This window comes from Streptomyces sp. NPDC096152, from assembly GCF_044763235.1.
Classification (GTDB): Bacteria; Actinomycetota; Actinomycetes; order Streptomycetales; family Streptomycetaceae; genus Streptomyces.
Genome location: NZ_JBIWFW010000002.1, coordinates 21580 through 44893, shown reverse-complemented (window position 1 = coordinate 44893; position 23314 = coordinate 21580). Strand labels below are relative to the sequence as shown.

Here is a 23314-nt window from a genome sequence, read left to right as displayed (position 1 = left end):
CCGACCTGCTGCTTCACAAGTCGGGACGACAGGATTTGAACCTGCGACCCCTTGACCCCCAGTCAAGTGCGCTACCAAGCTGCGCCACGTCCCGTTGCCCGTCTGACCTGGACTTTCCTCCGGCCGAACGTGCAGGAAAACAATACCGCACTCGGGTCGGTGGTCGCGCACCCCTTTCCGGGCGGGGCGCGCGCTTGACCTCAACCTTGGTCGAGGTTGCACGCTCGTCGCATGACGATCACCGACGACCTCGGGCGCGCCCACGGGTACGCCGACCTGCCCCGGCTGATGGGGCTGATGACCGGCGACGAGAAGCACGGACCGGCCGCCACGTCCACGCTGGACGTGCTCTGGGTGCTCTACGACCGGGTGCTGGACGTCGCCCCGGACCGCCTGGACGACCCGGAACGGGACCGGTTCCTGCTGTCGAAGGGGCACGGGCCGATGGCGTACTACGCCGTCCTCGCCGCCAAGGGCTTCGTGCCCGTGGACTGGCTGCCGGACTTCGGCGCGTACGACTCCCGGCTCGGACACCATCCGGACCGCCTGCTGGTGCCGGGCGCGGAGATCGGCAGCGGGTCGCTGGGGCACGGGCTGCCGATCGCCGTCGGCACCGCGCTGGGGCTGCGCGCCCAGGGGCTGGGCGGGCCGCGGGTGTGGGTGCTGATCGGGGACGCCGAGCTGGACGAGGGCAGCAACCACGAGGCCATCGCCTTCGCCGGTCCCGCGGGGCTGGAGCGGTTGCACACCGTCGTCGTGGACAACGCCTCCGCCAGCCATGCCCGCCCCGGCGGGATCGCCGCCCGCTTCGAGGCGGCGGGCTGGTCGGCGCTGACCGTCGACGGCCGGGACCACGAGGCGCTGCACACCGCGTTCACGGCGCCGCATCCGGGCCGCCCGCACGTGGTCGTGGCCCGGGTCGAGCCGAAGTCCGTCTGACGCCCCGGCCACGGCCCCGCTCGCCCGCCGGGACCCCGCTTCCCGGCCGTTCTCCCCCGGCTGCCCCGCTCGCTTCCACCGACCCGCAAGAAGGGCTTCCCTCCATGGACACCATGCGCGACCGTCTCGCCCCCGTCGTCTCCCGCCTGCTCGACGAGGATCCGCGGGTCGCGGTCGTCCTCGCCGAGATCGGCAAGGACGGCTTCGCCGCCGCCCGGCGCCGGCATCCCGGCCGGGTGATCAACGTCGGCATCCGCGAGCAGCTCCTGATCGGCGCCGCCGCGGGGCTGGCCCTGACCGGGATGCGGCCGGTGGTGCACACCTTCGCCGGCTTCCTCGTCGAGCGGCCCTTCGAACAGGTCAAGCTGGACCTGGGGCACCAGGGGGCCGGCGCGGTGCTGGTGAGCGCGGCGGCCTCGTTCGACTGGCCCGCGGGCGGCTTCACGCACATGGCACCCGGCGACGTGGCGCTGCTCGACACCCTGGACGGCTGGACGGTGCACGTGCCGGGGCACCCGGACGAGGCGGAGAGGCTGCTGCGGCACGCGGTCGCGGCGGGGGACGACAAGGTGTACGTGCGGCTGTCGGCGCAGTCGAACGCCGAGGGCCGCCCGGTCGACGGTGAGCGCCTCCGCACCGTCCGCGAGGGCGGTGGCGGGGTGGTCGTCGCCGTGGGGCCGATGCTCGACGAGGTGCTCGCCGCGACGCGGGACCTGGACGTCACCGTCCTGTACACGACGACCGTACGGCCCTTCGACGCGGCGGCGCTGCGCCGGGCCACGGAGACGGCCGGGACGGACGTCGTCCTTGTCGAGCCGTATCTGGCGGGGACCTCGACGGCGGCGGCGAACGACGCCCTGCGCGACCTCCCGCACCGGGTGCTGGGCCTCGGCGTGGGCCGCCGCGAGCTGCGGCGCTACGGGCGCGTCGAGGAGCACGTCGCCGCGCACGGACTCGACGCGCGAGCCCTGCGGGAGAGCATCTCGGCCTTCGTCGGGGAGAGGGCCGGGCGGCCCCCGGTGGGAGCCTGACCGGCGGTGGCCGTCCCGGTGGCAGCCCGGTGGCCGTCCCGGTGGCCGCCTCTCACCGCTTCGTGGGCAGCCCCAGCTCGGGGTACGCCTCCAGGAGCCGGGGCGGGGCGGCCTGGCGCCAGGAGTCGGCGAGGATGTCGCGCAGCTCGTCCTCGTCCTCCAGCGCGGCGAGACGGGCCCGGACCCAGGCGAACTGCGCCTCGTGCCCGGCGACCCAGAACTTCCCGGGCTCGGCCCGGACCAGTTCGTCGCGCTCCTCCTTGGGGCAGCGCACGGCGAGGGAGGTCTCCGCCTCCGGCAGGGTGGCGAACATCTTGCCCGCCACCCGGAAGGTGGGCATGTTCCAGGCGAGCTTCTCCGTCGTGTCCGGCAGGGACAGGGCGATACGGCGTACGTCTTCGGCGTCGGGCATGACACGCACGCTAGCCCCTGCCACTGACATCGCCGTCAGGTGTGCGCGACATCGCCCAGGGCCGCCAGTACCGGGCGGATCAGGGGATGTTCCTCGGCTCCCCGGCGGACGGCGGCGAAGACCCGGCGCGTGGGTGCGTCGCCGTCGACGGGGCGGACGACCACGCCGGTGAGATCCATGCCGCGCAGCGCGGAACGGGGGACGAGGGCCACACCCGCGTCGGCCGAGGCGAGGGCCACGACCGCGCGGAAGTCGTCCGAGGAATGCTCCATGCGGGGCTGGAAACCGGCGTTCTCGCAGGCCAGGACCACCACGTCATGACATGGGTTGCCCGGGTAGGGTCCGATCCAGGAGTCCTTGGCCAGCCCGGCGAGCGGGACCTCGGCGGCGGCGGCCAGCGGGTGGGCGACCGGGACGACCGCGTCGAAGGGCTCGGCGTAGAGCGGGACGTGGGTCAGGCGGGGGTCGTCGGCGGGCGGCGCTCCCCTGTACTCGACCGCCACGGCCACGTCGACCTGCCGGTCCAGCACCATCGGCAGGCTCTCGTCGCCCTCGGCGTCCTGCACACGGATGCGTATGCCGGGCGACGTGCCGGCCAGGCGCGCCACCGCCGGGGCGACGACGAGGGCGATGCCGGTGGCGAAGGCAGCGACGGTGACCGTGCCGGCCGCGCCCGAGCGGTACGCCGCGAGCTCGGCCTCCGCCCGCTCCAGCTGGGCGAGGACCGCGTTGGTGTGGCTGAGCAGGATCTCGCCGGCTGGGGTCAGCCGTACGCCCTTGGCGCCGCGCTCCACGAGCCGGTGGCCGGTCTCCTGCTCCAGCGCCGTGAGCTGCTGCGACACCGCGGAGGGGGTGAGATACAGCGCGGCGGCAGCCGCGGTGACCGTACGGTGGTCGGCCACCGCCCGGAGGATGTGCAGCCGCCGTGCCTCGATCATGCCCCCGATTATCGCAAGCCCGGCGGGCGGCCCGGCCCCTGGCCGTAACCGGGTCGCCCCGGGAGCCGGCCGCCCCCGCCGTCAGCCCTCCAGTTCGGCCCGGGCCGCGACGAACGCGTCGACGGCGCGGTCGACGTCGGCCGTCGAGTGGGCGGCGGACAGCTGGACGCGGATACGGGCCTGGCCCTGCGGCACCACCGGGTAGGAGAAGCCGATGACGTACACGCCGCGCTCCAGCAGCAGCTCGGCCATCCGGCCGGCCCGGGCCGCGTCGCCGATCATCACGGGCGCGATGGCGTGGTCGCCGGGGAGGATGTCGAAGCCCTCCTCGGTCATGCGGCGGCGGAACAGCGCGGTGTTCTCGGCCAGCCGGACGCGCAGGTCGTCCGCGGACTCCAGCAGGTCCAGCACCTTCAGGGAGGCGGCCGCGATCACCGGGGCGAGCGTGTTGGAGAACAGGTACGGCCGGGAGCGCTGGCGCAGCAGGGCGACGATCTCGGCGCGGGCGGCGACATAGCCGCCGGAGGCTCCGCCGAGCGCCTTGCCGAGGGTGCCGGTGATGATGTCGACGCGGTCCATGACCCCGTGCAGTTCGGGCGTGCCGCGGCCGCCGGGTCCGACGAAGCCGACGGCGTGCGAGTCGTCGACCATGACCATCGCGTCGTAGCGGTCGGCGAGGTCGCAGATCTCCCGCAGCGGCGCCACGTAGCCGTCCATCGAGAAGACGCCGTCGGTGACGATCAGCTTGCGCCGGGCGCCGCCCTCGGTGGCCTCCTTCAGCTGCCGCTCCAGGTCCGCCATGTCGCGGTTGGCGTAGCGGAAGCGGCGGGCCTTGGACAGGCGGATGCCGTCGATGATCGAGGCGTGGTTGAGGGCGTCGGAGATCACCGCGTCCTCCGCGCCGAGCAGTGTCTCGAAGACACCGCCGTTGGCGTCGAAGCAGGAGGAGTACAGGATCGTGTCCTCCTGCCCGAGGAACGCCGACAGCCGCGCCTCGAGCTCCTTGTGCACCTCCTGGGTGCCGCAGATGAAGCGCACCGACGCCATGCCGTAGCCCCAGCGGTCCAGGGCCGCGTGGGCGGCGGCGACGACCTCGGGGTGGTCGGCGAGGCCGAGGTAGTTGTTGGCGCAGAAGTTGAGCACCTCGCCGGGGCGGCCGCCGGCGCTGACACCGACGGTCGCGGACTGCGGGGTGCCGATGACACGCTCGGGCTTGTGGAGGCCGGCGGCACGGATCTCGTCGAGGGTGGCGCGCAGGTCGTCGCGCACGGAGTCGAACATCGTAAAGCTCCTAAGAAGCAGATGACTTACGCGGTCCAGTCGAGGATGACCTTGCCGCCGCGGCCGCTCGCCGCGTCGGCGAACGCCGCCTCGAAGTCGCGGTAGTCGTACCGGCCGGTGATGACGGGGGCGAGGTCCAGGCCGCCTTCCAGCAGCACCGACATCGCGTACCAGGTCTCGAACATCTCCCGGCCGTAGATGCCCTTGATGGTGATCATGGAGGTGACGATCCGCGCCCAGTCGACCGGGAACTCCTGGGAGGGCAGGCCGAGCATCGCGATCCGGCCGCCGTGCGTCATGTTGGCGATCATGTCCCGCATCGCCTCCGGGCGGCCGGACATCTCCAGGCCGATGTCGAAGCCCTCGCGCAGGCCGAGCGCGCGCTGCCCGTCGGCGATGGTGGCCTCGGAGACGTCGAGCGCGAGGCTCACGCCGATCTTCCGGGCCAGTTCGAGCCGCTCCTCGCTCACGTCGGTGATGACGACGTTCCGCGCGCCGGCGTGCCGGACGACGGCCGCCGCCATCAGACCGATCGGGCCCGCCCCGGTGATCAGGACGTCCTCGCCGACCAGCGGGAAGGACAGCGCGGTGTGCACGGCGTTGCCGAACGGGTCGAAGATCGCGGCGACGTCGAGGTCGACGGGGACCCGGTGCACCCAGACGTTGGCAGCGGGCAGGGCGACGTACTCGGCGAAGGCACCGTCCCGGCCGACCCCGAGGCCGACCGTGGCCCGGCACAGGTGGCGGCGGCCGGCCTGGCAGTTGCGGCACTTGCCGCACACCAGGTGGCCCTCGCCGCTGACCCGGTCGCCGGGCTTGATGTCGCTGACGTCGCGGCCGGTCTCGACGACCTCGCCGACGAACTCGTGCCCGACGGTGAGCGGGGTGCGGATCGCCTGCTGCGCCCACCCGTCCCAGGCCCGGATGTGCAGGTCGGTGCCGCAGATGCCGGTCCGCAGGACCTTGATCAGTACGTCGCCGGGTCCCACGGCGGGCTCGGGGACGTCCGCGAGCCACAGTCCGGGCTCCGCCTTCTCCTTGACCAGCGCCTTCAACGCTACGGCTCCTGTGGTTCGACCCCGGGGCCGGGCATGACGAAGCGGCCCGCGCCCGGGGAGAGGGGTGGAATCGCGTAGCAATCTGCCCTACGGCGGCGCGCTGGTCCATCGAGGATTTCTTAAGCGCGGCCACAGCTTTCCTACACACCCGGGTCAGTCCCCGGACCACGTCCCCAGGTTGCGCCCCCGGGCCAGGCGCGGGTTCAGATCAGGAGGCCCCCGGGCTCGCGCCCCTCCAGCAGCGGGACGAGTTCGGCGGCCGCCGACTTGATGGTGTCCAGCCCCTCCCGGCCCCAGGGCCGCGGCTCGACGTCGACGACGCAGACCGTGCCCAGCACCGTCCGCGTGCTGTCGATGAGCGGGGCGCCGAGGTAGGAGCGGATGCCGAACTCGTCGACGACCGGATTGCCCGCGAAGCGCGGGTAGTCGCACACGTCCTCCAGCACCAGCGCCTTGCGCCGCGCCACCACGTGGGGGCAGAAGCCGTGGTCGCGGGCCAGATAGCGGCCCACCTCCGGCCGGGTGCCGTCGGTGTCGACGGTCAGCACGTCCCGTTCGGGGCGGTGCAGTCCGGCGAAGAACTGCCGGTTCCCGTCGAGGAAGTTGACCATCGCGTACGGCGCCCCGGTGCGCCGGGCGAGACGGTCCGCGAAGGCGTCGAGGGCCGGCTCGGAGCGCTCCCCCAGGCCGAGCCCGCGCAGCCGCGCGGTGCGGGCGGGGGCGTCCCGGTCCTCGGGGGTGAGCAGCAGGCGACCGGCCGGGCGGGGCGGGTCGTAGCTCATGGCCGGGTTCCGACGCTGTGCGCGTATGTCATGTTCGGGCTCCGTGGCGGGGGGCGGGGTCACCGGTGGGCGCCGTGGCTCGGCGCGGGGGCGGGTGCGTGGGCGAGGAGATGGCGGACCAGGGCGAGCAGCGTCTGGACGCTGGAGCTGGAGATACGGGCGTCGCAGGGGACGACGGGCACCCGCGCGTCGAGGTCCAGCGCGGCCCGTACCTCCTCGGGGTCGTAGCGGTAGGAGCCGTCGAACTCGTTGACGGCGACGATGAAGGTGAGGCCGCGCTGCTCGAAGAAGTCGACGGCCGCGAAGCACTCCTCCAGGCGGCGGGTGTCGGCCAGGATCACCGCGCCGAGCGCGCCCTCGGACAGCTCGTCCCACATGAACCAGAACCGCTCCTGTCCGGGCGTGCCGAACAGGTAGAGCACGTGGTGCGCGTCGAGGGTGATGCGGCCGAAGTCCATCGCCACGGTCGTCTCGACCTTGTTCTCGATGCCGTCGAGGTTGTCCGTGGCCGCGCCGACCGTGGTGAGCAGCTCCTCCGTGCTGAGCGGCGCGATCTCGCTCACCGCGCCCACGAAGGTCGTCTTTCCGACGCCGAACCCGCCCGCCACCAGGATCTTCAGCGCGGTGGGGAAGGGGTCGGGGCCGCCGTCGTAGTCAGAGCTGTCGTCGTAGTCCATCGAGCACTGCCTCCAGAAGGGCCCGGTCAGTGGGTTGGTGGTGGAACGCGGGGGTCTTGGTGGTCAGCGCCCCCCAGTCGACGAGGTCGGACAGCAGCACCTTGGTCACCGCCACCGGCAGCCGCAGGTGGGCGGCGACCTCGGCGACCGGGGCGGGGGCGCGGCACCGGTCGAGCGCCTGGGAGTGCTCGGGGCCCAGGTAGCCGAGCGGGGTGACTCCGGTGGCCATCACCTGCGACATCAGGTCGAGTGCGATGCTCGGCCGGGTGCGGCCGTTGCTGACCGTGAACGGGCGCACCAGCCGTCCGGCCGCGTCGTCGAGCCAGGGCCCGTCGCCGGCCGTCGCCGCGCTCAAGGCCTCAGCGCCGGGGGTTCGACGGTGTGCTGGCGGGGCGCGGTCACGAGGTAGGGCCGGACGCTCTTGACCAGCATCGCCATCTCGTAGCCCAGGACCGCCGCGTCGGCCTCGCGGCCGGCGAGCACGGCCAGGCAGGTGCCGGACCCCGCGGTGGTGACGAACAGCAGGGTCGAGTCGAGTTCGACGACGACCTGCCGCACCTCGCCGCCGTCGCCGAAGCGGGCACCGGCGCTGCGGCCGAGCGAGTACAGGCCGGAGGCCAGGGCGGCCATGTGGTCGGCGCTGTCGGGATCGAGGCCGTGGACGGACTTCACCAGCCCGTCGCAGGACAGCAGGACGGCGCTGCTGGTGTGCGGTACGCGCTGCACGAGGCCGCTCATCAGCCAGTCGAGATCGGAAACATGGCCGGTCGGCGCATCGCTCGCCATGGTGGATCGACTCCTTGGGGTACGAAGGTCTGCGGGAGCACTCGGGACGGTGGGCGGGCCGGTCATCCCGTCGGCGTGCTCCCGTCGTGCCGGGCGGTGGGGTGGTGTCCGGGCGCGGCCGGTCCGTCCTGCGCGCCGAACGTCTCGGCGGGGGCGGGTGCGTCCGGTGCCTCGGCCACCGGGGGCGCGTCCGGGGGCGGTACGTCCCGAAGGTGGGGGGCGGCCGGGGCTTCGGTGGCGTACGGGGTGTCCGGCTCGGGGCGGGCCGGTTCCCGGCGCTCCTGGGCCTCGGCCAGATCGATGCCGCGCTGGAAGGCGGCCATCAGGCCCGGGTCGTGGCCGGCGCTCTCGGTGTCCTGCCGTGGCAGCGGGCCGCCGCGCAACTGGGGCACGATGTGCTGCTGGGCGCGGCGCCGGGGCAGTTGGGGCTTTCCCATGGTGCCGCGTACGGCGTCGGCGCGCGGAGTGGACGGCATGGCCACGTTCGCCGCGACGACGGGCCGGTCCTCGGGTCTGACGCCGGGCGCGGCGTCCGCCGGGGTCGGCCGCTCCCTGCGGGCTCCGCGCCGGGGCAGCGGCGCCGGTCCGCCGCCGTGCGCGGGCGCGCCGGGGCGTACGTCACCCGTGGCGCCGGCCGTGGCGTCCGCGGACACGGACGGCGGGTCCCCGGCGGCGTTCCGGGCCGGGCCCGGGTCGCCGCGCAGGTCCGTGCCAGTCCCGGCCGGGACGGGGCGTACCCCGTCGTGCGGGTCCGGGGCGGGGGCGCGGACGTGGGCGTCGTCCGGGGGCGGGGTGGCTGCCGGCGGCGTGGGCGCGCGGTGGGGCGTGCCGGGGCGGCCGGCCGGCGGGCCCGGGGCGTATGGTGCCGGGATCGCGGGCCGCCGCCCGTTCACCGGCGTGTGCGGTTCCGGAAGCGACTGCGGGTGGGGCTGCGGGAGCGGCTGCGGCTGGAACCGGGGCAGTGCTCCGGGGAGGGGCGCTGCCGTGCCCAGCAGTGCCTGCGGCACCACGAGGACCGCCTGCACACCGCCGTAGATGTTGCTGTGCAGGCGGACGGAGATGCCGTGCCGCTTGGCGAGCTGGGACACCACGAACAGCCCGATGCGGCCGTCGGCGAGCAGGCCGGCCACGTTGACCTGGTCGGGGTCGGCGAGCAGCGCGTTCATCCGGGCGTGCTCGGCGACCGGCATCCCGAGACCGCGGTCCTCGACCTCCACGGCGAGTCCGGAGGTGACGAGGCCGGCGCGCAGCAGGACCTGGGTCTGCGGGGCGGAGAACACGGTGGCGTTCTCGACGAGTTCGGCGAGCAGGTGGATGACGTCGGCCACGGCGTGGCCGCGCAGCTCGCCGTCGACGGGCGGGACGAGCTTGACCCGCGAGTACTGCTCGACCTCGGCGATGGCGGAACGCAGCACCTCGGTCATCGAGACCGGGTTGCTCCACTGCCGGCGGGAGACGGCGCCGCCGAGCACGGCGAGGTTCTCGGCGTGCCGGCGGATGCGGGTGGCGAGGTGGTCCACGTGGAAGAGCCCCTTGAGCAGGTCGGGGTCCTCGATCTCGTTCTCCAGCTCGTCGAGGATGGAGATCTCGCGGTGCACCAGGGACTGCAGGCGCCGGGCGAGGTTGACGAAGACCTCCAGCTTCTGTTCGCTGCCCGACTGGCTGGAGAGCTGGGCGGCCTGGACGACGGCGGTGACGGCGCCGTCGTGGGCGCGGGCCAGGTCGGCGGCGAGCAGTTCGAAGTCGTCGGCGCCTTCGGGGGGCCCGCCGCGTGCCCTGCGCTGCGCCGGGGCCTCGCCGTTGCGCAGCGTTTCCAGGAGGGTCCGCAGGTCGGACTCGCGGTGCGCGGTGCCGCCGCGCAGGGCGGCGATCCGGTCGTGGACGGAGCGTGCGGCGCGGCCGGCGGCGACGGCGGCGATCCCGATGCCCGCGAGCGTCACCGAGAGCGCCCCGGCGAGGACGACCCACAGGGTGAGGCCGGGACGTGCCCCGGTGGAGCGCACCGTGAACAGCACGGCGGCGCAGGCGGCGAGGGCGACCGCGGTCGGCGGGAGCACCGCCAGCCGCATCAGCTGGGGTCGTAGGGCGGTGTCGGGCGGCGAGGGGACGGTGCGGGTCACCGGCCGCCCGTGCCGCCCGCCCTCGCGGCGGTCTGCGCGTGCGACCGGTGCACGGAGGTGAGACATCTGTTCCTCGTACTGGTCCGTCTGGTCCGTCGGGCCCGTGATGCGCGCGCCTGGTGCGCGAGCGGGCATGCGCCTTCGCTGTGCCGGCCGGAGGAGCGGGAAGAAGCGGCCCCGCCTCGCCCGACCGCAACTCACAGTAGTCACCAACGCAACTTGCGCGGTGGGCAGTTGACGAAATCACCCAGGACGCTTCCCGCTCTGGTATGAGGGTTCGCACGACAGAGCGAGGCGCGGCGCATCCACGCGATGCATGAACGAAAGAGAACGATCGCACCTGTTCAGGGTCGGTCCAGAACGAAAGCCGGGGGCCGGGGAGGCGTGTGCTCCCCGGCCCCCGGCCGGCCGTCCGTTTCCCTCCCGGGTCAGCCCGCGGGGGCGGCTCCGGGCTCACAGTCGCCCCCGTCGGCACTCCCCTGAACATCACTCAAGGTGACCGTGCTCATGGTCGCCGCCTCCGCCATGACGGCGTCCGCGGCCGCCTCCGCCGCCGCCGGGGCCGTCTTGAAGCCGGCGCCCGACCAGCCCGCCGCCACCACGGTGTGCGGAAGGCCGGGCAAGGGCCCCAGGACCGGGGCCGGAGCGACGTACAGATCGCGGCCCCGCACGCTCGTGAGCGCCCTGGCCCCGGTGAGGAACGGCAGCCGTGCGCCCGCCCGGTCCCGGATGTGGTCGATCCGGTCCGGCGTCAGGGCGGTGCCGTCGGCGGCCCGCACGTCCCACTCCTCGACCGGGACCCCGGCCAGGACGCCGTCCAGGCCGTCCGGCCGGGCCCACATCCCGGTCGTGAGATCGACCAGCGTGGGCAGGGGGTCGCCCGTCCCGCCGGCCGGCCGTTCGAAGATCGCGTACTGGATCCGTTTGGCGCGGGCGGTGTGCCCGGCCGGCCAGTGCGGGCCGAGCAGTGCGGGCGTGCCGCAGCCCGCCGCCACCACCGCCCCTCCCGCGCGCAGCGATTCGTCCATGACGACTCCGGCACCGGCGCGGGCCCGGAGGGTGCGCACGTCGTGGCCGGGCACGAGGTGCGCCCCGGCGCGGCGGGCCCGGTCGGTCAGCGCGGCCAGGGCCACGGCGGCCACCGCGTACCCGCCGCCCCGCTCCCACACCGCGCCCTCCACGCCGTCGCCCGCGATCAGCGGCCAGCGGCGGGTCACCTCGTCGAAACCGAGGACCTCGGCGGCGAGGCCCGCGGCGGCCAGGTCGGCGACCCCCTCCTCCGCGGCGGCCCTGCCCCCGGGCCCGAAGAGCACCAGCGCGCCGGTCCGGCGGAAGCCGTGGGCGGCCGCCCGCTCCGCCCGGCCCCACAGCAGCTGGTAGGACCGGATCGCCCGGGCCCGCTCGGCGGCGTCCGCCTCCCAGGCCCGGACCAGTGCCCCGGACACCGTGCTGGCGGCGTCCGCCGTGCCGTTCAGCAGCACCACCGACCGTCCCCGCTCGGCGAGTTCGGCGGCCGTCGCGCTGCCGACCACGCCCGCGCCGACGACCGCCACGTCGAACGGGCCCCGGGGCGCGGCGGCCGGCGCGGCGACCGGCAGCACCTCCCACCCCGCGCCGCGCGAGCCGCCCACCACCTCGCCCCGCGCGTCGAGTTCGTGGGCCAGCTCGCCGCGTACGGTCTCCACCAGCCGTGCGCCGCGGCGCGCCGGGTGCTTGGTGAGGGCCGCCGCGAGCGCCGCGAAGGCCGCCACGACGCGTGCCGCGGGTCCCCCGGCCAGCCGCGCGACCCGTACGCCCTCGGCGGCGGGCCCCGCCAGCTCGGCGAACTCGGGCACGTCGCAGTCGTCCGTCGCCACGATCCACCGCTCCGGTCGCGGGTGCGTCCGGTCGCGCAGCAGCGCGGCCGCCCCATGGTGGACGCCGCACAGCGCGACCGCGGCGCCCGCGGTGGCGGGCCACCGGGAGTGGACGTCCACCGAGAGGCCGGGGGCGGCGGCCTCCCGGAGGAGTCCGGCGAGCCGCAGCCCGTACCCGGTGCCGTCGTGCACCACGTCGAGGTGCGGGTGCCCCTCGGCGCGGCAGGCCGCCACCACGGCCGCGGCCTGCCCGGCGTCGTCGGGGCACAGCCGCAGCGCCAGGCCGCCGGCCCCGTCGAGCAGGCCGGGGGCGGTGGCGAGCGGCAGCAGCACCGGCAGCCGGTGCTCCCGGTAGACCGGCAGGGCGGCCGCGGCGCCGAGGCTGTTGAAGTGGCCGACGACCGCGGCGAAGCCGCCGTCGGCGACGACCTCGCGCGCCCTGGTCCCGCCCCGCTCCGCCTCGCCCCGGTCGTCGAGGAGCACCCACTCCACCGGGGCCCGGCGCACCGCGCCGAGCGCGCCGCTCAGCAGCTCGCCCCAGGCGGCGCGCGGCCCGCTGAACGGCCCGACCACGGCCACCCGGGGCCGTGCGTCCACCTCTCGTCGTCCCATGGGGCGTCAGCTCCCGAAGAGCGGGCCGTCCGGCAGCGTCAGCACGGTGCCCGCGGGCGGCGGGGTCAGCGCCGTCGCGTCCACCCGCCGTGCCGGGTCCCAGCCCAGGGCCTCGCTCAGCCGGGCGGCGCCCGCGGGGACGACCGGGGCCGCCCAGGCGGCCAGCGCCGAGGCGACGGCGAGTTCACCGGCGAGTGCCGCCCGGTAGGCGTCGCGGCCGGCGGGGCGTTGCCGCTCGTGGCGGTGGACGTGCCCGAAGTCCGCCGCGCAGCGCACGGTCTCGTCGAGGAGATCGACCGCGCGGCGGGTGTCGAAGCCCTCGACGGAGTACGCCTCGCGCAGCTCCCCGCACAGCCGGGTGAGCCGGCCCTCGAGCAACTCCCAGCCGGGCCCGTCCGGTCGCCGGTCCGGGACGACGCCGCCGGTCTCCGCGTGGACGGCCTCGACGAGGCGGTTCAGCCAGCCGTTCCAGAGGGTGTCCAGGTGTTCGCGGGCCCGGGCGAGGTCGCCGTCGCTGAAACTGGTCTGCCGGCCGTGGGGCCGGTCGCGCAGCACCTGCAGGCGCAGGGCGTCGGCACCGCCCTCCTTCAGCGCGGCGAGCGCCCACACCGCGTGGCGGCGGCTGGTGGAGAACTTCTTGCCCTCCAGCCGGTAGAACTCGTTGACGACGAACGCGCCGGCCAGGGGCAGCTCCGGGTCCCAGGCCAGGTAGAGCGCCGGGAAGAGGACGGCGTGGAAGTAGCCGTTGTCGAAGCCGAAGAACTGGACCGGACCGACCGCGGGCCGGGCGGATTCGGGGTCGTACTGCAGGAGGTAGCCCGGCGCCATCTCGCACCAGACGAAGATCCGCTGGTCCTCGAAGCCGGGCACGGGTACCGGGACGCCCCAGTCGGAGGGATGGCTGACCGCGATCTCCGGCATGCCGTCGCCGAGCATCCGCTCGCACAGCGCGCGCAGGTGCGGCGGCATGGGCGTGTCGCGCCAGAAGCGGGCCAGGCGGTCGGCGAAGGGCGCCAGCGGCAGGTAGAGGCGGGTCTGCGGGCGCAGTTCGGCCGCCGCGCCGCACACGACGCAGTGCGGGTCGGTGAGGTCGCCGCAGTCGTTGGGGCGGCCGCACGGCTCGCAGGCGTTGCCGTTGGAGCCGGCGCCGCAGTGCGGGCAGCCGCCGGTGACGTAGGCCTCGTAGAGCCAGCGGTCGCAGGGCACGCAGTACGGGAGCGGCCGGGTGCGGGGCACCAGGACACCGTTGTCGTGGAGCTTCTGGAAGAACGCCTGGACGACCTCGGTGTAGCCGGGGTCGCGGCGCGGTGCGACCACCCGGTCGAAGGCGGCCCCGGCGAGGTCCCAGCCGCGGGTGATGCGTTCGCCGTTGAGGTCCGCGACCTCCTCGCCGGTGAGTCCGTCGAGCAGGCCGCGGGTGGCGACGTAGCTCTGGTGGTCGTCGAGGCCGGTGGTCATCAGGACGGGTCCGCCCTCGGCGAGGGTGAAGCGGCGCAGGACGTCGGCGGCGACGTAGGGGCCCGCGAGGTGGCCGACGTGCAGTTCGCCGTTGGGTGTCGGCGGGGTCGCGGTGATCCAGGTCGGGGTGGGCACGCTCACTTCTCGCCCCCGGTCCCCGGTTCGTGCAGCGGCCAGTACATGGAGACCCAACTCAGGTTCGATTCTCCGGAGTTGTGTACGACGTGGGTCTGGTTGCGCGGAATGACCAGCACCGTGCCGGCGTCGATGGCGGCGCTCTCGTCGCCGACGCCGACCGTGCCCCGGCCGCCCAGGGTGATCATCACCTCGTCCTGGTCGTGGCAGTCGGGGGCGGACCGGGCCCCGGCGGGCAGGAAGCAGGCCATCGCGCCGAAGGGCGGTTCCTCGCCCTGGCCGGCCCACGGCACCAGGCGCTGGCAGGCCATGCCGAACTCCTGGGCCGCGTTCTCTTCGTGGATGCGGAACGTCCTGATCATGTGCCTCTCGTTCTCTGAGCACGCGCGGATGGGGCGTTCGTCGTGCGTCTTCCGTCGTTCAGCAGGCTTTCGCGGCCGCGGTGTCCTGGCGTACGGCGGCCGGGCCCGGGTCCCGTCCGGCGCGGTCCAGAACGGAGTCGAGGATCTCCCCGGCGCGTACGGCGGCGTTGGACAGCAGGGAGGAGGTGATGCCGTGCGAGTGCTCGGTGCCTCCGCACAGGTACACGCCCGCCCGGACCTCGGGCGCGGTGGCGACCCGGTACTCGCGTTCGACGAGGAGCCTGCCCTCGGAGTCCCGGAGCAGCGGGTCGCCGGCCGGGCCGAGCAGGGCCAGCGGGTCGGGGGGCCGGTAGCCGGTGGCGCACACCAGCAGATCCGCCTCCAGGTCGGTGGTGCCGCCGGTGGACAGGTGATGGACCGTCATCTTGACCGCGTCGCCGGCCTCCTGGACGTCGCGCAGCACCGAGACGTTGTGCAGGCGCAGCCGTTCGACGCCGGCGATCCGGTCCTCGTAGACGCGGCGGTACATCTCCTCGATGAGGTCGACGTCCACCACGGAGTAGTTGGTGTTGGCGTGGTAGCCGAAGAGCGCGTCCTTCACCTCCGGGGGCGCGCCGTGGAAGTCGTCGACGGCCGAGGGGTCGAAGATCCGGTTGGCGAAGGGGCTGTCGTCGGCCTGGCTGTAGCCGAACCGGGAGAAGACGGCGTGGACCTCGGCGGCCGGGTAGGTGCGGTGCAGATGGTCGGCGACCTCGGCGGCGCTCTGCCCCGCGCCCAGGACGACGAAGCGGCGCGGCGTGCGCGCGGAGGCGTCCAGCCGCGCGAGGTCCGCGAGTGTGGTCGAGCTGTGCCGCACATGGGCGGAGACCTCGAGGCCGTGCGGCATCCTGGGCACCAGGCCCGGGGCGAGGACCAGGTTGCGGGCCTTCTTGACCACCAGTTCGCCCGTGCTCTCGTCGCGGGCGATGACCTCGAAGTGGGTGACGGCGCCGTCCTCGGCGACCGTTCTGGCGGAGACCATCTCGTGGCCGTAGCGGACCAGGTGGTCCACCTGCCCGGCGCACCAGGAGAGGTAGTCGTGGAACTCCACCCGGGACGGGTAGAGGATCTTGTGGTTGATGAAGTCCACGAGCCGGCCCCGGGCGTGCAGGTAGGGCACGAAGCCGAACCGGCTGACCGGATTGCGCAGCGTCGCCAGGTCCTTGAGGAATGCCACCTGCATGGTGGCGCCCTCGATCAGCATGCTGCCGTGCCAGTCGAAGGCGGGTTTGCGTTCGAGGAACTCGGCGGTCAGGGGCGGCGCCCCGCCCCCCGTCTCGTTGTGTTCGGTGACCGCGATCGCCAGTGCCAGGTTGGCCGGGCCGAATCCCACGCCCAGTACGTCGACGACCGGGGTGTCCGTCCACGACGAATCCATGTGTTTCCCTTTCAGTCTTGTGCCGGACGTCCCACCGGTACGGAGCCCTCCGCGTCGGCCGCCGGCCGGCCCCGGTCGCGCGCGACCAGGATGGTGCGGTACTTCAGGACGATCACCGCTCCGAAGACCGCGTAGAGCGCCGCGATGCCCCAGCGCGAGACGACGGCCCCGAGCGTCATGCACAGCGAGGCGATGAGCAGAGCGAGGCGGACGTTGAGGTTGAAGACGGCCATGTACTTGGTCCGTGAGCGCTCGGGGACCAGGTCGGCCAGCATGGTCTGCTGCACGGGCACGTTGAGCAGTTCGCCGACGGTGAGGACGAGCATGGCGGCGAGCAGCACCCAGCCGTTGCCGGACACGGCCATCACCATGTAGCCGCCGGTGAACAGGATCACGCCGGCGTACAGCCGCGGGCGGTCGCGCACCCGGCGCAGCAGGCGGTGGACGACCAGCGCGAGCAGCACCACCAGGATGGTGTTCTCGGCGCGCAGGATGCCGAGGATCTCGACCCCGTCGACGGTGGCGTCCCAGGAACCGAGTCCGAACAGCCGTTGCTGCCCGAAGGTCTCGCTGACCCGCACGTTGATGTAGTAGTTGATCTGCACCTCGATGGCCATGCGCAGGGTGGCCGCGATCAGCAGCGCCGAGAACAGCCGGTCGGCGAGGACCGCGCGGTAGCCGGAGGTGAAACTGCGGATGTAGGCGCGCGCCGACTCGGACTTCTCCGCCGCCGTCCCCTCCGGTGCCGTCTCGCTGATCTTCACGAGGGTCACCAGGAACACCACGAGCGAACCGGCGGCGACCGCGGCGAGGAGCTGGGGGAAGTAACCCCGGTACAGGAAGCCGCCGATGAGGACGCCGCAGGCGAGGGCGAGGTTGATCGACCAGTAGTTGATCGTGTAGACGAACTGCCGCGACTCGGGGGTGCTGACGTCCACGATCATCGCGTCGTTCGCCGGTACGGCGAGGTTGGAGGCGAGACTCGCGGCGAGGAAGCCCGCGTAGACGACGCCGGAGTTCTCCCACCAGGGCGTCGCGGCGGCCGCCATCGTCAGATACGCGGCGACGACGCCCGCCTCGCCCGCCAGCAGCAGCGGGCGGCGGCCGTGGATGTCGGCCAGGTAGCCGCCCAGCAGCGATCCCGACACCTCGCACACCGCGATGACCAGGACCATCGCACCGGCGACCGCGACGCCGAAACGCTCGGCCAGGAACACGGTCATCAGGGGCATGACCATGACGTGCAGAAAGCGCTGCACGGATCCCACGACGATGCGGACGCGGAGGTTGGGGTGCAGGGACCGGAACTTCATGTCAGGCACGCACTCCGGTGTAGATGTCGTAGTACTCGCCCCGTACGGGCGTCTTGCGCACGTCGGTCAGCCCGCAGCCCTCGAGGATGTCGACGAGCTGGTCGTGCCGCAGATAGCGGGAGCGGCGCTGGAAGGTCCGTTCCGTGCCGTCCACGGTCAGGCTGCTCCACCAGGTGCGGATGCCGCTGGACCGGTCGATCGAGATGGTCTCGGCGATGTCCACGGTGTGCCGGCCGATGCGCAGGGTGGGGTGGACCACCGACTGCTCCTCCCGGCGCTCCAGGTCCTCCGCGCGGGTGATGTCGACGTAGAAGCGGCCGCCGGGGCGCACACAGGCCACCCACTGCCCGATGGCCTCGGCCATGGCGGACTGGTCGGCCAGCCCCTCCTCGTCCCAGGCTCCGGCGTAGATGTAGTTGCCGCCGCCGCGGTTCATCACCACGTCGAACTGCCCGGCGTAGCGGCGCGGGAGGTCCTCCCACAGCACCAGCTCGGGGCGGACGCCGAGACCCTCGACGCCGGCGTTGCGGCGGAAGTGGGCCAGCATCAGCTCGCTGCCGTCGGTGCAGGTCACGTCGTAGCCGCGGCGGATCAGCTCCAGGGCGGGAAATCCGCTTCCGCAGGCGCAGTCGAGAATGCTGAGTCCCTCCGCGGGACCCAGCCACCTGGCTATTCCGTCGGCGGTCTCCTCACGGTCGAACTCGAACAGCATGCACAGTTCCCACAACGTTCCGATATCCGGGTCACCGGCGTCCAGCGCGGCTTCCACGCGCGCATCGGAAAACGTCACGACGTTACCGTTCTTCAGGGCAGATGCTTTTCCCACGCCCCATCCCTCCGGGCCTTCTTGTGAAAATTTGACTACGACCTTTGCAGCATGTCGAGCACACTGTCAAGCGGTTCCTGACAACACCTCAGCTGCCGTTCCGGATCCATAGGGCGCCGTTATGAGCTGATCAGGAGATGGAATTGGACGGCCCCTTCGACTTTGTGCGCTACTGGTCAAGTGCACTCCCGAATGCGAGCCGTGCACATTTCTCCGTACCGGAAATTCGCAAGCGCTCCGGAGGCAGCCCAGATGGTCGAAGAGCACCCCCGTGGGTTTCGTAAGCGGCGATACCTCATGTGTCCACCGGCCCATTTCGACGTCACCTACTCGATCAATCCGTGGATGGATCTGAGCAAGCCGGTGGACCAGGGACTGGCCCTGGCGCAGTGGGAGGACCTGCGCGACCTGTACGTCGCGCTGGGACACACGGTCGAGCTGATCGACCCGCTGCCCGGGCTGCCGGACATGGTCTTCGCCGCCAACGGGGCCACCGTCGTGGACGGCCGGGTGCTGGCCGCCCGCTTCCGCAACGAGGAGCGCGCCGCCGAGGGGCCCGCCTACGCCGAGTGGTTCCGCGCCAACGGCTTCCCCGAGGTGCACGAGTCCGGCCATGTGAACGAGGGCGAGGGCGACTACCTCGTCACCGGCCGCTGGGTGCTGGCCGGCTGCGGCTTCCGCTCGGACCCGGCCGGTCACCGGGCGGCCCAGGAGTTCTTCGGGCGCCCCGTCGTCAGCCTCACGCTGACCGATCCGCGCTACTACCACCTCGACACCGCCCTCGCGGTGCTCGACGACGACCGGATCATGTACAACCCCTCCGCGTTCTCCCCCGGCAGCCGCGCGGTGCTGCGCGAGCTGTTCCCCGACGCGCTGCTCGCCTCCGGCGCCGACGCCGCCGTCTTCGGCCTCAACGCGGTCAGCGACGGGCACCACGTGGTGCTGGCGCAGGCCGCGACCGGGCTGACCGAACAGCTGCGTGCGCACGGCTTCCACCCCATCGGCGTCGACATGTCCGAGCTGATGAAGGCCGGCGGCGGCGTCAAGTGCTGCACGCTGGAACTGCGGCCCCCGCTCACCGCCGGGCGACCGACGGCCGCGGTCCCCGGGTAGCCGGACTGCGCGGGGGCCGGGACCCCGGCTGTCCCTCCGACGGCCGGCCGTGTCTGCTCCGGCCCGATACGACGGTGCCCGCCGGGGACGCGGGCGGCACGGCCGGTGCGACGGCGCCGCGCACGAAGGACACGAAGGTGTGCAGGGCCGCATTGGCGTTGTCCTTCCGCCAGGCCAGCGCCATCGGCACGGCGACCGGCACGGTGAACGGCCGGAACACCACGCCCGGCACGGCGAGCAGCGCCGCGGTCGGCTCGGTGACCAGCGTGATGCCCGCGCCCTGGGCGACGGCCGCGAGCATGTGGGGCTCGTCGGGTTCGACGCGGCCGATCTCCGGCTCGGCGCCGGGTCCGTACACCGCGGCGAGGATGGACTCCCACAGGCCGCTGCGTTCACGCGGGAAGAACACCAGCCGCTCGCCGGCCAGGTCCGCCGGTGACACGCCGGCCCGGTCCGCGACCGGGTGGCCGGCCGGCACCGCGACGACCACCCGGTCGTAGGCGATGACGGAGCACTGGAGGTCGTCCCCGGCGATCGGCGGCCGCACGAAGCCGACGTCGATCGCGCGCATCCGGATCCGCTCGGCGTTGGAGTGGGTGTGGCCGGTGGAGGTCTCGACGGTGATGTGGGGGTACTCCTCCTGGAAGCGGCGGGTGAGATCGGAGGCCAGCCCGATCCCGCCGGAGCGGGAGTAGGACAGGGCGAGCGTCCCGTTGTGCCGGCCTGCCAGCACACTCGCGAACCTGTCGAACTCCTCTGCGTGGGACAGGAGCTGGCGGGCCTTCGGCTCGAGGACCCGGCCCGCGGCGGTCAGGGCGACGCCCTGCCGGTCGCGTTCGAACAGCGGCATCCCGAGCCGGCGCTCCAGCGCCTTGATGCCCTGGGACAGGCCCGGCTGCGTCATGTGCAGCCGCACCGCAGCCCGGCCGAAGCTCAACTCGTCGGCCACCGCGAGGAAGTAGCGCAGGCCGCGCAGCTCGCCGGCGGCGATGCCCTCGCCCTCGGGGACGTCCCGGCCGTTCACCGCACACGCTCCAGCAGCCCGCGGGTCCGCAGCACGTACCGCTCCAGCGGCGCGAAGACGAGGAGTTCGGCACCGATGCCGACGCTCAGGATCAGCAGGATCGCCGCGAGGACCAGCGGCATGTCCTGCGCCACCCGCCCGTTCTCCAGCATCTGCCCCAGCCCGTACCCCATCTCCGGTGATCCGGCGATGAGTTCGGCGGCCATCAGGGACCGCCAGGAGAACGCCCAGCCCTGCTTCAGCCCGGCGAGGTACCCGGGCAGCGCCGCGGGCAGCAGGATGTGCCGCACTCCGTGCAGGCCCTGGGCGCCCAGCGTCCGCCCGGCGCGCACGAACAGCGGCGGCACCTGGTCCATGCCCGCCACCAGGCCGTTGGCCACGGACGGTACGGCACCGAGCAGCACGACCGCGTAGATGGCAGTGTCCGTCAGGCCGAACCAGATGACCGAGGCCGGGACCCAGGCCACCGAGGGCAGGGACTGCAGCCCCGACAGGATCGGCCCGATCGCGGTGCGGACGGGACGCACCCGTCCGACGAGCAGCCCGAGCGGTGTGCCGACGGCGATGGCGACCAGGAAGCCGAGGGCACCCCGCGAGACGCTCGTCCAGACCACGCCCAGGGTCGTGCCCAGGTACCACTGCTCGACCAGGGCGTCCCACACGGCGCGCGGCCCGGGCAGGACGTAGGCGGGCTTGACACCGGAGAGGTAGACCAGTTGCCAGACGGTCAGGATCAGCGCGCAGGCGGCCACGGGCGGCAGCAGGCGGGAGCGCAGCATCCTGCCCAGCCGGGCGCCGCCGCCGGCCGGCGCGCTCTGCAGGGCGTCCAGCCCGGTGCTCAGGCCGGCGAGGTCGGAGCCGTCCCGGGAGCCGCCCGGCAGGACACCGCGGCCGCCGGCCGGCCGCGGGGACCGTGTCGTGTCAGTGTGTGCCATGGCGGCTGATCTCCGTGCGTAACTCTTCGGTGATTTCCTTCGACATCTCCGCCACTGCCTCGTCCTCCAGACGCCTGGGATACGGCAGGCCGATGCGCCACTGGCGGGCGACACGGCCGGGCCGGGAGGTCAGCAGCACCACCCGTCCGCCGAGCCGCACCGCCTCCCGGACGTTGTGCGTCACGAAGAGCACCGACAGGCGGCGGGCCTCGGACGCGGCGGGCCGGTTCCACTCGTGCCAGACCCGGATCAGTTCCTCGTGCAGCAGGTCGCGGGTGATCGCGTCGAGCGCCGCGAACGGCTCGTCCATCAGCAGGACCTCCGACGCCTGGGCCAGCGCCCGGGCGAGGGCGACGCGCTGGCGCATCCCGCCGGACAGCTCGTGCACCCGCTTGCGGTACGCGCCGCCCAGCCGCACCAGCTCCAGCAGGCGCTCGGCCTCGGGGCGGCGCTCGCGCCGGGGAACTCCCCGGAGTCTGAGCGCCAGTTCGATGTTCTTCCCGGCGGTCAGCCACGGGAACAGCGCGTGCTCCTGGAACATCAGCGCGGGGCGCGGGCCCACCGCCGAGATCGTCCCGGCGCTGGGTGCCTCGATGCCCGCGGCCAGCCCGAGCAGGGTGGACTTGCCGCACCCGGAGGCGCCGAGCAGACACACGAACTCGCCGGGGGCGACGTCCAGGCTGATGTCGTCGAGGACGAGCTGCCGCCCGCCGGGGTGGCCGAAGGACTTGGAGACCGACCGCAGTGCGAGCGCGGGCGGCTCGCCGGCGGCTCCCGCCGGCCCGGCCCGCGGCGGCGTGGGCGCCTCGGCCGTCACGACCGGTTCGCCCGTGCGGAGGCCGTCCGCGATCTGTTCGCCCGCGCGGAGACCCTCCGCGACCTGCTCGCCCGCGCGGAGACCGTCGCACACCGGCCGGTTCACCGCACTCCCCCGCAGCCGTCCGCGAACGCGGCGCCCGCCATGCCGGCGGTGAGGGTGGCCCCGTCCGCCGGGTCGATCAGCAGAAACGATCCGGTGCGGCGTGAGTCCGCGTATCCGTCCATGGCCAGCGGCTCGGACGTGTGCAGCACGACCGTCCCGATGTCGTTCGCCCGCAGGGACTGCGGCCGGGACCGGCGCGTCAGGCCGTGCGCCGTGTCGATGCGGTACGGCAGCTCCTTGACGCTCGCCCGGACCGTGCGCGTGGTGTGCTTGAGCAGCACGTGCGCGCCCACCGTCAGCGGCCGTTCGTGCAGATGGCACACGGTGGCCTCGACGCGGCGGGTGAGACCGGGGGCCGCGCCGGTCGGCACGATGAGGTCGCCGCGCGCGACGTCCAGGTCGTCGGCGAGCAGGACGGTCACCGACTCGGGCGCCGACGCGCTCGGGACGCGGACGCCCAGGGCGTCGATCGCCGCGACGGTGGTCACCCGGCCCGAGGGCAGCACGGTGACGGACTCGCCGACGTGCAGCGTCCCGGCGGCGATCTGGCCCGCGTAGCCGCGGTAGTCGGGGTGGCCGGCGGTCTGCGGCCGGATCACGTACTGCACCGGGAAACGGGCCTGGCGCCCGCCCGGGTCGGCGCCGGCCGGGACGGTCTCCAGGTGCTCCAGGACGGTGGGGCCGCCGTACCAGTCCATGTTCGCGGACGGCTCGACGACGTTGTCACCGGCCAGCGCGGAGATGGGGATCGCGGTGATCTCCCCGGCGCCCAGCTCGGCGGCGTACCGGGTGAACTCGACCGCGATCCGGGCGAAGACGGACTCCTCGTGGCCGACGAGGTCCATCTTGTTCACCGCGAGCACTACGTGCGGGACGCGCAGCAGCGCGGCGATGGCCGCGTGGCGCCGGGTCTGCTCGACCATCCCCTTGCGGGCGTCGACCAGGATGACGGTCAGCTCGGCGGTGGAGGTGCCGGTGACCATGTTCCGGGTGTACTGCTCGTGGCCCGGCGAGTCGGCCAGGATGAACCGGCGCCGGGGGGTGGCGAAGTAGCGGTGGGCCACGTCGATGGTGATGCCCTGCTCGCGCTCGGCGCGCAGGCCGTCGGTGAGCAGCGCGAGGTCCGGGGCGTCCCGGCCGCGGCTGCGGGAGGCGTGCTCGACCGCCTGCATCTGGTCGGCGAGCACGCTCTTGGAGTCGTACAGGAGCCGTCCGACCAGGGTGGACTTGCCGTCGTCGACGGAGCCCGCGGTGGCGAAGCGCAGCAGGGTGGTGGCCGCCGGGCGGGCGGCGGTCTGCTCGGTGGTCGTGCCCATC

Annotated in this window: 22 protein-coding genes and 1 tRNA gene; 3 read left to right on the top strand and 20 right to left on the bottom strand. The window is 73.6% G+C overall.

Annotated elements, in window-relative coordinates; all coding sequences use genetic code 11:
• Positions 1 to 20 precede the first annotated feature (20 nt).
• Positions 21 to 94: transfer RNA gene (locus ACIQ9G_RS05715), tRNA-Pro, on the bottom strand.
• A gap of 137 nt (positions 95 to 231) precedes the next feature.
• Between ACIQ9G_RS05715 and ACIQ9G_RS05710 the strand changes: the two genes are divergently transcribed.
• Together ACIQ9G_RS05710 and ACIQ9G_RS05705 are read left to right on the top strand one after the other, a co-directional pair.
• Positions 232 to 939, top strand: coding sequence for a transketolase (locus ACIQ9G_RS05710; RefSeq protein WP_403606879.1), 708 nt, complete (start codon positions 232 to 234; stop codon positions 937 to 939).
• 104 nt (positions 940 to 1043) lie between these two features.
• Positions 1044 to 1970 carry a transketolase family protein gene (locus ACIQ9G_RS05705; RefSeq protein ID WP_403606877.1) on the top strand — a complete coding sequence of 309 codons (927 nt, stop codon included), beginning with the start codon at positions 1044 to 1046 and terminating at the stop codon, positions 1968 to 1970.
• 52 nt (positions 1971 to 2022) lie between these two features.
• Here the strand turns inward: ACIQ9G_RS05705 and ACIQ9G_RS05700 are convergent, their stop codons facing one another.
• From ACIQ9G_RS05700 to ACIQ9G_RS05630, 15 genes are all read right to left on the bottom strand, one after another.
• Positions 2023 to 2382: an MmcQ/YjbR family DNA-binding protein gene (locus ACIQ9G_RS05700; protein ID WP_403606875.1), complete on the bottom strand. Its 360-nt coding sequence runs from the start codon at positions 2380 to 2382 to the stop codon at positions 2023 to 2025.
• Positions 2383 to 2417: 35 nt separating this feature from the next.
• A complete protein-coding gene (locus ACIQ9G_RS05695) occupies positions 2418 to 3320 on the bottom strand; it encodes a LysR family transcriptional regulator (RefSeq protein ID WP_356193475.1) in 903 nt (300 codons plus the stop codon).
• A gap of 81 nt (positions 3321 to 3401) precedes the next feature.
• The gene (locus ACIQ9G_RS05690; protein WP_403606872.1) at positions 3402 to 4601 is read right to left on the bottom strand and encodes a glycine C-acetyltransferase; all 1200 of its coding nucleotides are present in this window, start codon (positions 4599 to 4601) and stop codon (positions 3402 to 3404) included.
• A 26-nt stretch (positions 4602 to 4627) separates the two neighbouring features.
• The gene (tdh, locus tag ACIQ9G_RS05685) at positions 4628 to 5656 is read right to left on the bottom strand and encodes an L-threonine 3-dehydrogenase (RefSeq protein WP_403606870.1); all 1029 of its coding nucleotides are present in this window, start codon (positions 5654 to 5656) and stop codon (positions 4628 to 4630) included.
• Between the two features lie 206 nt (positions 5657 to 5862).
• Complete coding sequence (locus tag ACIQ9G_RS05680) at positions 5863 to 6441, bottom strand: GAF domain-containing protein (protein WP_403606868.1); 579 nt, start codon at positions 6439 to 6441, stop codon at positions 5863 to 5865.
• Between the two features lie 59 nt (positions 6442 to 6500).
• Entirely contained in the window at positions 6501 to 7118 is a 618-nt protein-coding gene (locus ACIQ9G_RS05675) for a GTP-binding protein (protein ID WP_403606866.1), read from the bottom strand.
• Complete coding sequence (locus ACIQ9G_RS05670; RefSeq protein WP_403606864.1) at positions 7096 to 7473, bottom strand: DUF742 domain-containing protein; 378 nt, start codon at positions 7471 to 7473, stop codon at positions 7096 to 7098. The genes ACIQ9G_RS05675 and ACIQ9G_RS05670 overlap by 23 nt, the downstream gene beginning before the upstream one ends.
• Complete coding sequence (locus tag ACIQ9G_RS05665) at positions 7470 to 7904, bottom strand: roadblock/LC7 domain-containing protein (RefSeq protein WP_403606862.1); 435 nt, start codon at positions 7902 to 7904, stop codon at positions 7470 to 7472. Before ACIQ9G_RS05665 ends, ACIQ9G_RS05670 begins: the two co-directional genes overlap by 4 nt.
• A gap of 62 nt (positions 7905 to 7966) precedes the next feature.
• Positions 7967 to 10090 (bottom strand): ATP-binding protein, encoded by a 2124-nt coding sequence (locus tag ACIQ9G_RS05660; RefSeq protein ID WP_403606860.1) that lies wholly within the window; start codon positions 10088 to 10090, stop codon positions 7967 to 7969.
• Between the two features lie 362 nt (positions 10091 to 10452).
• Positions 10453 to 12492: an FAD-dependent oxidoreductase gene (locus ACIQ9G_RS05655; protein ID WP_403606858.1), complete on the bottom strand. Its 2040-nt coding sequence runs from the start codon at positions 12490 to 12492 to the stop codon at positions 10453 to 10455.
• 6 nt (positions 12493 to 12498) lie between these two features.
• Positions 12499 to 14085, bottom strand: a complete 1587-nt coding sequence (locus tag ACIQ9G_RS05650; protein ID WP_403606856.1) for a class I tRNA ligase family protein — start codon at positions 14083 to 14085, stop codon at positions 12499 to 12501.
• 2 nt (positions 14086 to 14087) lie between these two features.
• Positions 14088 to 14447, bottom strand: a complete 360-nt coding sequence (locus ACIQ9G_RS05645) for a cupin domain-containing protein (protein ID WP_403606854.1) — start codon at positions 14445 to 14447, stop codon at positions 14088 to 14090.
• Positions 14448 to 14505: 58 nt separating this feature from the next.
• Positions 14506 to 15864, bottom strand: coding sequence for a lysine N(6)-hydroxylase/L-ornithine N(5)-oxygenase family protein (locus ACIQ9G_RS05640; protein WP_403606852.1), 1359 nt, complete (start codon positions 15862 to 15864; stop codon positions 14506 to 14508).
• 11 nt (positions 15865 to 15875) lie between these two features.
• Entirely contained in the window at positions 15876 to 17177 is a 1302-nt protein-coding gene (locus ACIQ9G_RS05635; protein ID WP_403607893.1) for an MFS transporter, read from the bottom strand.
• A gap of 1 nt (position 17178) precedes the next feature.
• A complete protein-coding gene (locus ACIQ9G_RS05630) occupies positions 17179 to 17967 on the bottom strand; it encodes a class I SAM-dependent methyltransferase (protein WP_403606850.1) in 789 nt (262 codons plus the stop codon).
• 288 nt (positions 17968 to 18255) lie between these two features.
• On the opposite strand from ACIQ9G_RS05630, the gene ddaH reads away from it, so the two are divergent.
• Entirely contained in the window at positions 18256 to 19116 is an 861-nt protein-coding gene (gene ddaH, locus ACIQ9G_RS05625) for a dimethylargininase (RefSeq protein WP_403606848.1), read from the top strand.
• Here ddaH and ACIQ9G_RS05620 read toward each other — a convergent pair.
• The 4 genes from ACIQ9G_RS05620 to ACIQ9G_RS05605 all read right to left on the bottom strand — a co-directional run bounded on the left by ACIQ9G_RS05620 (position 19079) and on the right by ACIQ9G_RS05605 (position 23313).
• Positions 19079 to 20140 (bottom strand): LysR family transcriptional regulator, encoded by a 1062-nt coding sequence (locus ACIQ9G_RS05620; protein ID WP_403606846.1) that lies wholly within the window; start codon positions 20138 to 20140, stop codon positions 19079 to 19081. The genes ddaH and ACIQ9G_RS05620 overlap by 38 nt on opposite strands.
• On the bottom strand, positions 20137 to 21075 hold the full coding sequence (locus ACIQ9G_RS05615) for an ABC transporter permease (RefSeq protein WP_403606844.1): 939 nt from the start codon (positions 21073 to 21075) through the stop codon (positions 20137 to 20139). Before ACIQ9G_RS05615 ends, ACIQ9G_RS05620 begins: the two co-directional genes overlap by 4 nt.
• Complete coding sequence (locus ACIQ9G_RS05610; protein WP_403607891.1) at positions 21062 to 21820, bottom strand: ABC transporter ATP-binding protein; 759 nt, start codon at positions 21818 to 21820, stop codon at positions 21062 to 21064. The genes ACIQ9G_RS05615 and ACIQ9G_RS05610 overlap by 14 nt, the downstream gene beginning before the upstream one ends.
• A gap of 173 nt (positions 21821 to 21993) precedes the next feature.
• Positions 21994 to 23313 (bottom strand): sulfate adenylyltransferase subunit 1, encoded by a 1320-nt coding sequence (locus ACIQ9G_RS05605; protein WP_403606842.1) that lies wholly within the window; start codon positions 23311 to 23313, stop codon positions 21994 to 21996.
• Position 23314: the final 1 nt, after the last annotated feature.